We start from the raw sequence: 12768 nt of genomic DNA, 5'->3' as shown, positions 1-12768 counted from the left end.
CCGGGGCGGCACGGCGCGTGCCGCCCCGGTTCCCTGACGGTCCGTCAGCCCTTGACGCAGATCACCTGCTTGAGGTGGGCGACCACCTCGACCAGGTCCTTCTGCTGGGCCATGACCTTCTCGATCGGCTTGTACGCGCCGGGGATCTCGTCGACCACGCCGGAGTCCTTGCGGCACTCGACGCCCGCGGTCTGCTCGACGAGGTCCTTGGTGGTGAAGCGCTTCTTCGCCGCCGTCCGGCTCATCTTGCGGCCGGCGCCGTGCGAGGCCGAGTTGAACGAGGCCGCGTTCCCGAGGCCCTTCACGATGTACGACCCGGTGCCCATGGAACCGGGGATGATGCCGTACTCGCCGGAGCCGGCCCGGATCGCGCCCTTGCGGGTGACCAGCAGGTCGACGCCGTCGTAGCGCTCCTCGGCGACGTAGTTGTGGTGGCAGGAGATCATCTCGCCGAAGGTGGGCCGGGCCTTGGGCAGTTCGCGGCGGACCGCGTCCTGGAACAGCGCCATCATCAGCGCCCGGTTGTGCTTGGCGTACTCCTGCGCCCAGAACAGGTCGGAGCGGTAGGCGGCCATCTGCGGGGTGTCGGCGATGAAGACCGCGAGGTCGCGGTCGATCAGGCCCTGGTTGTGCGGCAGCGAGCGGGCGACCGTCATGTGGTGCTCGGCGAGCTCCTTGCCGATGTTCCGCGAACCGGAGTGCAGCATCAGCCAGACCGCGCCGTCGTCGTCCAGGCACAGCTCGATGAAGTGGTTCCCGCTTCCGAGCGTCGCCATCTGCTGGGCGGCGCGCTCGCGCCGCCACCGCACCTCGGGCGCGATGTCGTCGAAGCGCTGCCAGAAGTCGTCCCAGCCGGCGGTGGACCGGCCGTGCAGCTTGCCCGGGTCGACCGGGTCGGAGTGCAGGCCGCGGCCGACCGGGATGGCCTGCTCGATCCGGTGGCGCAGCCGGGACAGGTCGTCCGGCAGGTCCTTCGCGGTGAGCGAGGACTTGACCGCCGTCATTCCGCAGCCGATGTCGACGCCGACCGCGGCCGGGCAGACCGCGCCCTTCATGGCGATGACGGAGCCGACGGTGGCGCCCTTGCCCAGGTGGACGTCCGGCATCACGGCGAGGCCGTGCAGCCAGGGCAGCGTGCTGATGTTGCGCAGCTGCTGGAGGGCCTGGCCCTCGACGGCGGCCGGGTCGGTCCACATCCGGATCGGGACCCGGACGCCGGGAATCTCGGTGTACGACATAAGGGTTCGACCTCCTGGGTCGGTGATGTCAAGGGTGCCGCACGAGGACGCCCGGTGCGGCGGCGGGGAAGATCGGGGTGCGGCCCGGCAGGGCGGGACCGCGGGCGGCAGACGGTGCTGCGCGGCGACTGCTCAGGCAGTTCGGGGCGAACAACGGAAGGGCAGCCTCGGGGAGCGTCGTCGTGGCTCGACCCGCATGGTGACCGCCTCCTTCCGTTCCGGTTCGTCCCGGCCGCGCGCCTCTCGTGCGGCCGGGGACATCTACCCACGCCGCACCGAGGGCGCGCAAGGCATTTAAACGCCGGAGGCCCGGCGGAGCCGACGCTCCACCGGGCCTCCTTGACGGACCGTCAGTTGGCGATGACGGTGACCTCGCCGATGCCGAGCGCCTTGACCGGCTCGGCGATCACCGAGGCGTCGCCGACCAGCACGGTGACCAGCCGGTCCGGCGGGAAGGCGGCGACCACGGCGCGGGTCGCCGCGTCGGTGTCGAGCTCGGCGAGCTGCCGGTAGAACTCGGCCTGGTAGGTGTCGGGCAGGTGCTGCTCGACCTGGTCGGCCAGGGTCGCGGCGACCGAGCCGGCCGTCTCGTACTTGAGCGGGGCGACGCCGACCAGGAACTGCACGGCCTCCTCGCGCTCGGCGTCGGTGAGGCCCTCGGCGGCGAGGGTGCGCAGGATGGTCCAGGTGTCCTGCAGCGCGGGCGCCGTGGACTCGGTGTCCACCGAGCCGCTGATCGCCAGCAGCCCGCGGCCGGAGCCGTCGGCGGCGGAGCGCAGCGGCTGGGCGAACGCCCGGACGCCGTAGGTGTAGCCCTTCTCCTCGCGCAGCACCCGGTCGAGCCGGGAGGTGAGGGTGCCGCCGAGGCAGTAGGTGCCGAGGACCTGCGCGGCCCACGCCGGGTCGTGCCGGTCCGGGCCGATCCGGCCGATCAGCAGCTGGGTCTGCACCGAGCCGGGCCGGTCGACGATCACCACCCGGCCGGTGTCGTCGGCGGTCACCGGGCCGTGCGCCGACGGCTCGCGGCTCTCGCCGGTCCACCGGCCGAGGGTGGACTCCAGCAGCGCGGCCAGGTCGATGCCGGTGAGGTCGCCGACCACCACGGCGGTGGCGGTGGACGGGCGCAGGTGGGCGTCGTAGAACGCCTTCACCGCGTCCCGGTCGATCCGCTTGACGCTGTCGGTGGAGCCGGCCCGCGGCCGGGACAGCCGGTCGGACTCGGCGAACAGCGAGGCGTACAGGGCCTTCGCGGCCCGGCGGGCCGGGTTGGCCTGCTCGTGGACGATCTCGTCGAGGCGGTTGGCGACCAGCCGCTCGATCTCCTCGGCGGGCAGCGCCGGGACGCGCAGGGCGTCGCCGAGCAGGGTCAGGCCGCGCTCCAGCCGGGAGGCCGGGACCTCCAGCGAGACCCGCAGCGCCGGGTGGTCGGCGTGGGTGTCCAGGGTGGCGCCGGCCCGCTCCAGCTCGGCCGCGAACTCCTCGGCGGTGAGCGTGTCGGTGCCCTCCGAGAGCGCCCGGGACAGGATCGAGGCGACGCCGTCCAGGCCCTCCGGCTCGGCGGCCAGCGGCGCGTCCAGCACCACGTCGACGGCGACCAGCTGCTGGCCGGGGCGGTGGCAGTGGAGCACCGTCAGCCCGTTGGCCAGGGTGAGCCGTTCGGGAGCCGGGAAGGCCCACGGGGTGGGGGTGCCGGGCTGCGGCTGCGGGTGGAAGTCCATCGCCGGGACGTACTGCGCGGGGGTGGTGTCGCTCACGCCGCCGCCTCCTCGTTCTCGGAGCTGTCGTCGTCGTTGCTGTCGTCGGGGGTCGGCTCGTACACCAGCACGGCCCGGTTGTCGGGGCGCAGCCGCGCGGCGGCCACCTCCCGGACCTCCTCCGCGGTGACGTCGAGGACCTTCGCCAGCGCCTCGTTGACCAACTTCGGGTCGCCGAACAGGACGGCGTAGCGGCAGAGTTCGTCCGCCCGGCCGGCCACCGTGGTGAGCCGGTCCAGCCACTCGCGCTCGATCTGGGCCTGGGCGCGCTCGAGTTCCTCGGCGGTCGGGCCCTCGGCGGCGAACCGGGCGAGCTCCTCGTCCACGGCGGCCTCGATCTGCTCGATGGTGGCGCCGGCCCCGGCCTTGACGTCCAGCCAGCCCAGCGAGGGCGCGCCGGACAGCCGCAGCAGGCCGAAGCCGGCGGCGACGGCGGTGCGGTCGCGGCGGACCAGCCGGTTGTACAGCCGGGAGGACTCGCCGCTGCCGAGGATGGTGAGCGCGAGGTCGGCGGCGTCGGCCTGCCGGGTGCCGTCGTGCGGCAGCCGGTAGGCGGCCATCAGCGCGCGGGACGGGACGTCCTCGCGGATCAGTTCGCGGGTCTCGCCGTCCATGGTGGCGGGCAGCGAGCCGTCCCGCGGCGGCTGCTTGCCGTCGTGGCCGGGGATCGAGCCGAAGTACTTCTCCACCCAGGCGATGGTCTGCTCGGGGTCGAGGTCGCCGACGATCGACAGCACCGCGTTGTTGGGCGCGTAGTAGGTGCGGAAGAACGCGCGGGCGTCCTCCAGGGTGGCGGCGTCCAGGTCGGCCATCGAGCCGATCGGGGTGTGGTGGTAGGGGTGGTCGGCGGGGAAGGACAGCGCGGTGAGCTTCTCGAACGCGGTGCCGTAGGGCACGTTGTCGTAGCGCTGGCGGCGCTCGTTCTTCACCACGTCGCGCTGGTTCTCCATGGACGTGTCGTCCAGGGCGGCCAGCAGCGAGCCCATCCGGTCGGCCTCCAGCCAGAGCGCGAGCTCCAGTTGGTGGGCGGGCATGGTCTCGAAGTAGTTGGTGCGCTCGAAGCTGGTGGTGCCGTTGAGCGAGCCGCCGGCGCCCTGGACCAGCTCGAAGTGGCCGTTGTTGGAGACGTTCGCCGAGCCCTGGAACATCAGGTGCTCGAAGAGGTGGGCGAGCCCGGTGCGCCCCTTGACCTCGTGCCGGGAGCCCACGTCGTACCACAGGCACACGGCCGTGACCGGAGTGAGGTGGTCCTCGGAGAGCACCACGCGCAGGCCGTTGGCCAGGCGGTGTTCGGTGATGGCGAGGCCGCTAGCGGGGCCGGGGTTGGCCATGCGGGGGTCCTTCCCGTCGTCGGTTCCGGAGTGTCCGGGCCGGGGGCTTGTGACGTCCCCCATTCTGGTGCAACGCCCGGTACCGCCGTCAGGTGTCCGGCCGCCCGGCGCGTTCGCCAGCGGCGGAAGCGGCCCGGGTGACAGGTGGTGTCCCACCGAGGGTCCACAATGGGGGGCGTTCACGCCCGCGTCCGACCCCAGTACCGCAAGGGAGCCCCGCAGCGATGGCCCGCCGCAGTTCGCCCACCCCGCCGCCCGGTGACTTCGAGGAGCGCATCCTCGACGTCGATGTCGTGGACGAGATGCAGGGCTCGTTCCTGGAGTACGCGTACTCCGTGATCTACTCGCGCGCCCTGCCGGACGCCCGCGACGGCCTGAAGCCGGTGCACCGCCGGATCCTGTACCAGGCCAACGAGATGGGCCTGCGCCCGGAGCGCGGCCACGTCAAGTGCGCCCGGCTGGTGGGCGAGGTGATGGGCCGTCTGCACCCGCACGGCGACGCCTCGATCTACGACGCGGTGGTGCGCATGGCGCAGCCGTTCTCGATGCGGCTGCCGCTGATCGACGGTCACGGCAACTTCGGCTCGCTCGGCAACGACGACCCGCCGGCCGCGATGCGCTACACCGAGTCCCGGCTGACGGCGGCCTCGATGTCGATGGTGGAGTCGATCCACGAGGACACCGTCGACTTCGGCCCGAACTACGACGGCTCCGAGCAGGAGCCCCAGGTGCTCCCCTCGGCGTACCCGAACCTGCTGGTCAACGGCGCCACCGGCATCGCGGTCGGCATGGCCACCAACATGCCGCCGCACAACCTGTCCGAAGTGGTGGCCGCCGCCCGGCACCTGATCAAGCATCCGAACGCGGACCTGGAAACCCTGATGCGGTTCGTGCCGGGTCCGGACCTGCCGACCGGCGGCCGGATCGTCGGCCTGTCCGGCATCCGCGACGCGTACGAGTCCGGCCGCGGCACCTTCAAGATCCGCGCCACCGCCACGATCGAGAACGTCACCGCCCGCCGCAAGGGCATCGTGGTCACCGAACTGCCGTACACGGTGGGCCCGGAGAAGGTGATCGGCAAGATCAAGGACCTGGTCAACGCGAAGAAGCTGCAGGGCATCGCCGACGTCAAGGACCTCACCGACCGCGAGCACGGCCTGCGGCTGGTCATCGAGGTGAAGAACGGCTTCGTCCCCGAGGCGCTGCTGGAGCAGCTGTACAAGCTGACGCCGATGGAGGAGACCTTCGGCATCAACAACGTGGCGCTGGTCGACGGCCAGCCGCTGACGCTGGGCCTGAAGGAACTGCTGGAGGTCTACGTCGACCACCGCTTCACGGTGGTCAAGCGGCGCAGCGACTTCCGCCGCCGCAAGCGCCAGGACCGGCTGCACCTGGTCGAGGGCCTGCTGGTCGCCCTGGTCGACATCGACGAGGTCATCGCGATCATCCGCAGCAGCGACGACGCCGCCCAGGCCAAGGACCGGCTGATGGAGCGCTTCGGCCTGTCCGAGACGCAGACCGCGTACATCCTGGACACCCCGCTGCGCCGGCTCACCCGCTTCGACCGGGTCGAGCTGGAGGCCGAGCAGGCCAAGCTGCTCAAGGAGATCGCCGAGCTGACCGAGATCCTGGAGTCCGACGCCCGGCTGCGGTCCGTGGTGTCCTCCGAACTCGGCGCGGTCGCCAAGCAGTTCGGCACCGAGCGGCGCACCGTGCTGCTGGAGGCCGGGTCGGTGCCGTCGGCGGCGCTGGCCGTCCCGCTGGAGGTCGCGGACGACCCGTGCCGGGTGCTGCTCTCCTCCACCGGCCTGCTCGCCCGCACCTTCGACCTGGAGCCGGTCACCGACGAGCCGTCCCGGGCCCGGCACGACGTGGTGGTCTCGGCCGTCCCCGCCACCGCGCGCGGCGACATCGGCGTGGTCACCACGGCCGGCCGGGTGCTGCGCCTGCCGGTGATCGACCTGCCCGCGCTGCCCCCGGGCACCACGGCGCTGTCCGGCGGCGCCGCGGTCTCCGAGTTCCTCCGCCTGGAGGCCGACGAGAAGGCGCTCGCGCTGACCACCCTGGACGAGTCCTCGCCGGGCCTGGCGCTCGGCACCGTGCAGGGCGTGGTCAAGCGGGTGGTGCCCGAATGGCCCGCCAACAAGGACGAGTTCGAGGTGATCGCGCTCAAGGACGGCGACACCGTGGTCGGCGCGGTCGAACTGCGCACCGGCGAGGAGGACCTGGTCTTCCTCACCTCCGACGCCCAACTGCTGCGCTACCCGGCCGGCCAGGTCCGGCCGCAGGGCCGCCCGGCGGGCGGCATGGCCGGCATCAAGCTGGCCGACGGCGCCCGGGTGCTGTCCTTCACCGCCGTCGACCCGGCGGACGACGCGGTGGTCCTCTCGGTGGCCGCCGCCTCCGGCACGCTGGCCGGCGAGGAGCAGACCAGCTGGAAGCTCACCCCGTTCGACCAGTACCCGCGCAAGGGCCGTGCCACCGGCGGCGTCCGCTGCCAGCGCTTCCTGCGCGGCGAGGACGGCCTCGCGTTCGCCTGGGCCGGCCCCGTGCCCGCGCTCGGCGCCACCGCGAACGGCCAGCCGGTCACCCTCCCGGAGCGCGACCCCCGCCGCGACGGCTCCGGCACCCCGGTGCCCGCGCAGATCGCGGCGGTCGGCCGCCGGATGTGACGCCGGCCTGACGGCGCCTCGGCAGGCCGAGCGGCGGGGACCTCCCGGGTCCCCGCCGCTCCGCGTGCGGCGCCGGGCGGCCCGCCCGCCGCGGCCGGGCAGCGGCGGCGCACTAGTGTGTGGCGGGTGAGCACCTGTACGACGCTGTCGCGCGAACTGACCGAGCCGCTGGCGGCCACCGCGGCCACCGCCACCACCTGGCTGCTCCTCGAACAGCCCGGACCCTGGGGCGCCCGGGCGCTCACCTCCAGCCACCTCGACCCCGAACTCGGGGCCGCGCTCGACCGGGCGGCCGAGGGCACCGGCGTCCGGATCGCACTGATCCGCCGGCCCGGGCGGCACGCCGACACCGACACCGCGGCCCGGCACGAGGTGCTGATCGCCCACACCTCGCCCGCCGACCCGTGGGTGCGCCGCGGCCGGGTCGACTCCCCCGCCGCGCTGCTCGACCTCGACTTCGCCGCCCTCGGCGCGGGCCGGCACGGCGGCTTCGGCGCCGACCACGTCGGCGGCCCGATCGCCCTGGTGTGCACCAACGGCCGGCGCGACCGCTGCTGCGCACTGCTCGGCCGCCCGCTGGCCGCCGACCTCGCGGCCGCCGGGCACAGCGAGGCCTGGGAGGTCACCCACCTCGGCGGGCACCGCTTCTCCCCCACCATGCTGGTGCTGCCGCACGGCTACGCGTACGGCCGGCTCACCGCGGAGTCCGCGAAGGAGGTGCTGGCCGCCACCGCCGCGGGCCGCACCGTCCCCGCCCACTCGCGCGGCCGCTCGTACTGGCCGCGCCCGTCCCAGGCGGCGGAGCAGGCCGTCCGCGAGCTGACCGGGGAGAGCACCGCGGCCGCGCTGACCATGCGTCAGGAGCGGGACGGCGACGGCTGGACGGTGGAGGTGCGGCACACCGACGGGCGCCGCTGGCGGGCGACGGTGGCGGAGTCCGCGAGCGAGCCGCCCCGACCGGAGAGCTGCGGCAAGGCCCCGGGCACCCCGTCCCGGATGGACGTCACCGCCCTCGAAGCGGTCTGACCGCCGGACGGGCACCACCGCCGTCGGAGCGGCCGGAACGCCGGACGGGCCCCGCACCGGTCGGTGCGGGGCCCGTCGTCGACGCTCCGTCAGGCGGCGCCGGCCCCGGTCAGGGCGCGGACCTCCAGCTCGGCGTAGCCGTCCGCGTCGGCGGGCTCCCGGTCCAGCAGGGTGCCCAGCCAGCCGGCCAGGAAGCCGAGCGGGATCGAGACCAGTCCGGGGTTCTCCAGCGGGAACCAGTGGAAGTCCATCCCGGGCAGCACCGAGGTCTTCGTCCCGGAGACGACCGGCGAGAAGAGCACCAGCACCACCGCGGGAACCAGGCCGCCGTACACCGACCAGACCGCGCCCCGGGTGGAGAAGCGCTTCCAGAACAGCGAGTACAGCAGCGTGGGCAGGTTCGCCGACGCGGCCACCGCGAACGCCAGGCCGACCAGGAACGCGACGTTCAGCCGCTGCGCGTACAGGCTGAGCACGATGGCGAGTCCGCCGATCACGACGGCGGAGACCCGGGCCGCGATCACCTCCTCGCGCTCGGACACCTGCCGGCCGTCCTCGCGCCGCAGCGCCCGGGCGTACAGGTCGTGGGCGAAGGCCGCGGAGGACGCCAGGGTGAGTCCGGCGACCACCGCCAGGATGGTGGCGAACGCGATCGCCGAGATCACCGCGAACAGCAGCAGGCCCCAGGTCGAGCCGTCACCGCCGCCCAGGTCCAGGGCGAGCAGCGGAACCGCCGTGTTGCCCGCCGAGTTGGCCGCCCGGAGGTCGTGCCCGCCGACGACCGCGCCCGCCCCGAGCCCGAGCACGATCGCCATCAGGTAGAACGAGCCGATCAGGCCGATCGCCCACATCGTGGAGCGCCGGGCCGCCCGCGCGGTCGGCACCGTGTAGAACCGGCTCAGGATGTGCGGCAGACCGCCGGTGCCGAGCACCAGGGCCAGGCCGAGGCTGACGAAGTCCAGCCGGCTGATCACCCCGGAGCCGTAGTTGAGGCCCGGCTGCAGGTACTTCTCGCCCTCGCCGCTGCGCCGCGCCGCGGTCTCCATCAGCGCGCCCAGGTCGCCGTGGAAGCGGGCCAGCACCAGCACCGTGAGCAGGACCGAACCGCCCACCAGCAGGAAGGCCTTGACGATCTGGATCCAGGTGGTGGCCCGCATCCCGCCGACCGTCACGTAGACGATCATCAGGGCGCCGACCGCGATGATGGTCCACGCCTTGGCGGCCCCGCTGTTGGTGTTCAGCAGCAGCGCGACCAGGCTGCCCGCGCCGACCATCTGCGCGATCAGGTACATCAGCGTGACGACCATCGACGACAGTCCGGCCGCGGCCCGGACCGGCCGCTGCCGCATCCGCAGCGCCAGCACGTCGGCCAGCGTGTACCGGCCCGCGTTGCGGACCAGTTCGGACACCAGCATCAGCACGACCAGCCAGGCGACCAGGAAGCCGATGCTGTAGAGCACGCCGTCGTAGCCGTACAGCGCGATCAGGCCGGTGACGCCGAGGAACGAGGCGGCCGACAGGTAGTCGCCGGAGAGGGCGAAGCCGTTCTGCAGCGGGGAGAAGTCCCGGCCGCCGGCGAAGAAGTCCTCGGCGGCGTGGCCGCGCCGGCCGACCCAGACGGTGATGGTCAGCGTCACGGCGACGACGACGGCGAACAGCGCGACCGCGAGTCCGTGGTTGGGGTGATGGGTCATCGCAGCTGGTCCTGGGTGTCCCAGCGCAGTTCGAGGGCCGCTCGATCGCGCTTGGTGCGGGCATTGCGGGCGTAGAGCCAGGTGAGCAGGAACGTCGACGCGAACTGGCCGAGCCCGAGCGCCCAGGCCACGTTCAGCGGCCCGGCGATCCGGCGGCCCAGCAGGTCCGGCATGAACGCCTGCGCCGTCACGAACAACAGGTACCAGGCCAGGAACCCGGCGCAGGCCGGGAACACGAACGAGCGGTAGCCGCGCCGGATCTCCCGGAACGCCTCGCTGTCCTGGACACTCCGGTAGACCGCGCCACCGACCCGCTCCTCGGACGCCTGCACATCGGCTTCCGCGCTCCGCCGCTGCGCCACCACCCTGGGCCGGGAGGCGGACGCGGCCCACCAGTCGACTCTCTCCTGCTGCGCCACTTGCCCACACCTCATCAATCGGGTCACTACGACCGAACCATGATGGAGCGTCACAAACCACACGGCGAAACCCGTGAAGATACGTTCACCCGAACCAGCGACAGGAAGGTGCGGTCACGAACCGTCCGAAATTCCATGCTTGAAGGCGTACGCCACGGCCTGCGCGCGGTCCCGGACCGCGGTCTTCGCAAAAAGGTTGTTGATATGGGTTTTCACCGTTGCGGGGCTGACGAACAACCTCTCGGCGATCTCCGCGTTGGACAGTCCGGACGCGATCAGCGCCAGCACCTCGGCCTCCCGCTGGGTCAACCCGTCCGGCAGCGCCGGCCGGACGCCGCGCGCGGGCGGCTCCGCGACCGGCGGTCCGACGGCGGGCGGCTCGGCCACGGGCGTACCGGCCGCGGGTGTTCCGGCGGCGGCCGCCGGCGTGCCCGACAGCCGCTCCAGCAGCCGCAGTTGGACCTGCGGGGAGAGCCCGGCCGCGCCCGAGCGGACGTCCGCCACCGCGCGGGCGATCTCCTCCGCGCCCGCGTCCTTGGTCAGGAAGCCCCGCGCACCGGCCTGCAGCGCGGAGAACAGCGAGTCGTCGTCGGCGTAGGTGGTGAGCACCACCACCTCGGTGCCCGGGTGCTCGGCGCGGACCCGGCGGGTCGCCTCCACGCCGTCGCAGCGCGGCATCCGCAGGTCCATCAGCACCACCTCGGGGGCGTGCTCGGCGACCAGCCGCAGCGCCTCCTCGCCGTCCGCCGCCGAGCCGACCACCGTGATGCCCGGCAGCAGGCCGAGCAGCATCACGATGCCCTCCCGCACCACGGTCTGGTCGTCGGCGACCACCACCCGGATCGGCGCTCCGGTCGTTCCCGGACCCGTCACGCCGGCACCCGCAGCTGCACGCGCCACCCTCCCTCCTCGGGGCCCGCCAGCAGTTCGCCGCCGAGCAGTTCCGCGCGTTCGCGCATCCCGAGCAGACCGTACCCGCTCCCGCTGCCGCCCAGCACCGGGTCCGCGCCGCGCGGCGCACCGGAGTTGCGCACCGTCAGCTCCACCGCGTCGTCCAGGTAGCCCAGCCGGACCTCGACCCGGCCGCCCGGGGCGTGCTTGCGGGCGTTGGTCAGCGCCTCCTGCGCGGTGCGGCGCACCGCCAGCCCGGCCTCCGCGGGCAGCGGCCTGGGCACCCCGTCCACCGTCAGTCCGGCACCGGCCTGCGCGGCCAGGCCGGCCACGAACTCGGCGACGGGGGCGAACTCGCCGCGCAGCGCGGACAGCGCCTGCCGGGTCTCGGCCAGCCCGTCCTGCGCCATCCGCCGGGCGGCGACCACCCGTTCGCGGATCTCGGCCCGCTCGGCGCCGCCGTCCAGCATCAGCCGGGCCGCCTCCAGGTGCACCAGCTGCGCGGACAGGCTGTGCGCCAGCACGTCGTGGATCTCCCGGGCGATCCTGGCCCGTTCGGCGAGCGCCGCGGACTCCGCCTGCGCCACCTGCGCGGCCCGCTCCTGGGCGAGCAGCGCGCGCTGCGCGGAACGGGCCTGGCTGTCCAGGCGCAGCAGGTAGCCGAGCAGCCCGAGGCCGCCCGCGACGGCCACCACCATCAGCAGCGAGTCGCCCGAGCCGAGGCTGTAACCGCCCAGCGCCGCACCGGCGGTGACCAGCCCGAAGGCCAGCGGCAGGCGGACCACCGCGAGCACCGCGAGTCCGCACCAGATCACCGAGGCCAGGGTCCTCGCCTCGCCCTCCTGGGCCAGCGCGGCGACCACCAGCAGTCCGCCGGCGCAGGCCAGCGCCTGCCACAGCCGCTGCGTCCGGCAGGCGAAGTACCAGCCGGTGAACAGCCCGGCGGCGGCCAGGATCCAGCCGATCGGGGGCAGCAACCGCCAGCCCTCGTAGTGGTGTTCGGCGAAGGTGCCGAACACCACGGTGGACAGCAGGGCGATCCGGCCGAACAGCGACAGCACCAGCCGGGCCCGCGAGTGCCGCTCCCGGATCGGGACGTCTCCGGCCGGCCAGCGGGTCCAGCGCTCCAGGGTGCTCACCGGACGATCCTCTCTCAATGCCGGTACCGCCGGCGCCCGGTGGCGTCGGCGGTCCGGGGCGGACGGGCCGTCGGTCAGGCGGCCAGGGTGTGCTTGGCGTCGTCCAGCTGCCGGGCCCGCCAGGCCACGGCCGCCGAGCGGACCAGCAGCAGCAGGCCGAGCGACAGCATCAGCACGCTGCTGGACTGGTGGACGTGCAGCGCGGTGCCCACGCCGTACCAGCCGATCCGGATCACGATCGCGCCGACCCAGGCGAACACGGTGGCCGTGGAGCCCCGGGTCCACAGCGCGCCGTCCCGGTCGCGCCAGATCCGCATGGTCCAGCCCCAGGCGCAGCCCATGCCGAGCGTGGTGACCAGCGAGCCGGCCAGGATCAGGGCGGCGGCGGCCTGGTGGTCCGGGTCGATCAGCACCGGGTCGCGCAGCGCCACCGCGGCGAGCACCAATGGCAGCAGCCAGAACCGGCGTTCGGTGTCCAGCCGACGGGCCCGCAGCTGCCGGCCCACCACCAGGACGATCACGGCGACGGCGATCAGGACGTTGGACAGGGCAGTCATTTCGGGTGCCTTCCGGGCGGTTTCCTCTGACAGGAAGAACGCTACGG

General features: G+C 73.5%; 10 protein-coding genes. 2 read left to right on the top strand and 8 right to left on the bottom strand.

What is annotated here, in order from left to right; all coding sequences use genetic code 11:
* Window positions 1–44: 44 nt before the first annotated feature.
* From ACFV1L_RS16270 to ACFV1L_RS16260, 3 genes are all read right to left on the bottom strand, one after another.
* Window positions 45–1238 (bottom strand): RtcB family protein, encoded by a 1194-nt coding sequence (locus ACFV1L_RS16270; protein ID WP_380366355.1) that lies wholly within the window; start codon window positions 1236–1238, stop codon window positions 45–47.
* 350 nt (window positions 1239–1588) lie between these two features.
* Window positions 1589–2956, bottom strand: a complete 1368-nt coding sequence (locus ACFV1L_RS16265) for a M16 family metallopeptidase (protein WP_380366402.1) — start codon at window positions 2954–2956, stop codon at window positions 1589–1591.
* A 32-nt stretch (window positions 2957–2988) separates the two neighbouring features.
* A complete protein-coding gene (locus ACFV1L_RS16260; RefSeq protein WP_380366353.1) occupies window positions 2989–4323 on the bottom strand; it encodes a M16 family metallopeptidase in 1335 nt (444 codons plus the stop codon).
* 224 nt (window positions 4324–4547) lie between these two features.
* Here ACFV1L_RS16260 and ACFV1L_RS16255 point away from each other — a divergent pair, with 224 nt between their 5' ends.
* Window positions 4548–6995, top strand: coding sequence for a DNA topoisomerase (ATP-hydrolyzing) subunit A (locus tag ACFV1L_RS16255; protein WP_380366351.1), 2448 nt, complete (start codon window positions 4548–4550; stop codon window positions 6993–6995).
* 126 nt (window positions 6996–7121) lie between these two features.
* Window positions 7122–8021, top strand: a complete 900-nt coding sequence (locus ACFV1L_RS16250) for a sucrase ferredoxin (protein ID WP_380366349.1) — start codon at window positions 7122–7124, stop codon at window positions 8019–8021.
* Window positions 8022–8110: 89 nt separating this feature from the next.
* On the opposite strand, the gene ACFV1L_RS16245 is transcribed toward ACFV1L_RS16250, so the two are convergent.
* The 5 genes from ACFV1L_RS16245 to ACFV1L_RS16225 all read right to left on the bottom strand — a co-directional run bounded on the left by ACFV1L_RS16245 (window position 8111) and on the right by ACFV1L_RS16225 (window position 12721).
* Window positions 8111–9715 (bottom strand): cation acetate symporter, encoded by a 1605-nt coding sequence (locus ACFV1L_RS16245; RefSeq protein ID WP_380366347.1) that lies wholly within the window; start codon window positions 9713–9715, stop codon window positions 8111–8113.
* Window positions 9712–10134: a DUF485 domain-containing protein gene (locus ACFV1L_RS16240; RefSeq protein ID WP_380366345.1), complete on the bottom strand. Its 423-nt coding sequence runs from the start codon at window positions 10132–10134 to the stop codon at window positions 9712–9714. Before ACFV1L_RS16240 ends, ACFV1L_RS16245 begins: the two co-directional genes overlap by 4 nt.
* Before the next feature lie 114 nt (window positions 10135–10248).
* A complete protein-coding gene (locus ACFV1L_RS16235) occupies window positions 10249–10926 on the bottom strand; it encodes a response regulator (protein ID WP_380366400.1) in 678 nt (225 codons plus the stop codon).
* A 77-nt stretch (window positions 10927–11003) separates the two neighbouring features.
* Complete coding sequence (locus ACFV1L_RS16230; RefSeq protein ID WP_380366343.1) at window positions 11004–12164, bottom strand: sensor histidine kinase; 1161 nt, start codon at window positions 12162–12164, stop codon at window positions 11004–11006.
* 74 nt (window positions 12165–12238) lie between these two features.
* Window positions 12239–12721: a DUF1453 domain-containing protein gene (locus ACFV1L_RS16225; protein WP_380366341.1), complete on the bottom strand. Its 483-nt coding sequence runs from the start codon at window positions 12719–12721 to the stop codon at window positions 12239–12241.
* Window positions 12722–12768 lie beyond the last annotated feature (47 nt).

The sequence above is a fragment of the Kitasatospora sp. NPDC059646 genome, assembly GCF_042734615.1.
Taxonomy (GTDB): domain Bacteria; phylum Actinomycetota; class Actinomycetes; order Streptomycetales; family Streptomycetaceae; genus Kitasatospora.
This window is presented reverse-complemented; position numbering and strand designations above follow the sequence as displayed.

Coding starts and splice junctions, on each gene's coding strand:
- ACFV1L_RS16235 (WP_380366400.1), bottom strand. CDS start 10,926: ATGCTGCTCGGCCTGCTGCCGGGCATCACGGTGGTCGGCTCGGCGGCG.
- ACFV1L_RS16260 (WP_380366353.1), bottom strand. CDS start 4,323: ATGGCCAACCCCGGCCCCGCTAGCGGCCTCGCCATCACCGAACACCGC.
- ACFV1L_RS16255 (WP_380366351.1), top strand. CDS start 4,548: ATGGCCCGCCGCAGTTCGCCCACCCCGCCGCCCGGTGACTTCGAGGAG.
- ACFV1L_RS16245 (WP_380366347.1), bottom strand. CDS start 9,715: ATGACCCATCACCCCAACCACGGACTCGCGGTCGCGCTGTTCGCCGTC.
- ACFV1L_RS16225 (WP_380366341.1), bottom strand. CDS start 12,721: ATGACTGCCCTGTCCAACGTCCTGATCGCCGTCGCCGTGATCGTCCTG.
- ACFV1L_RS16265 (WP_380366402.1), bottom strand. CDS start 2,956: ATGGACTTCCACCCGCAGCCGCAGCCCGGCACCCCCACCCCGTGGGCC.
- ACFV1L_RS16270 (WP_380366355.1), bottom strand. CDS start 1,238: ATGTCGTACACCGAGATTCCCGGCGTCCGGGTCCCGATCCGGATGTGG.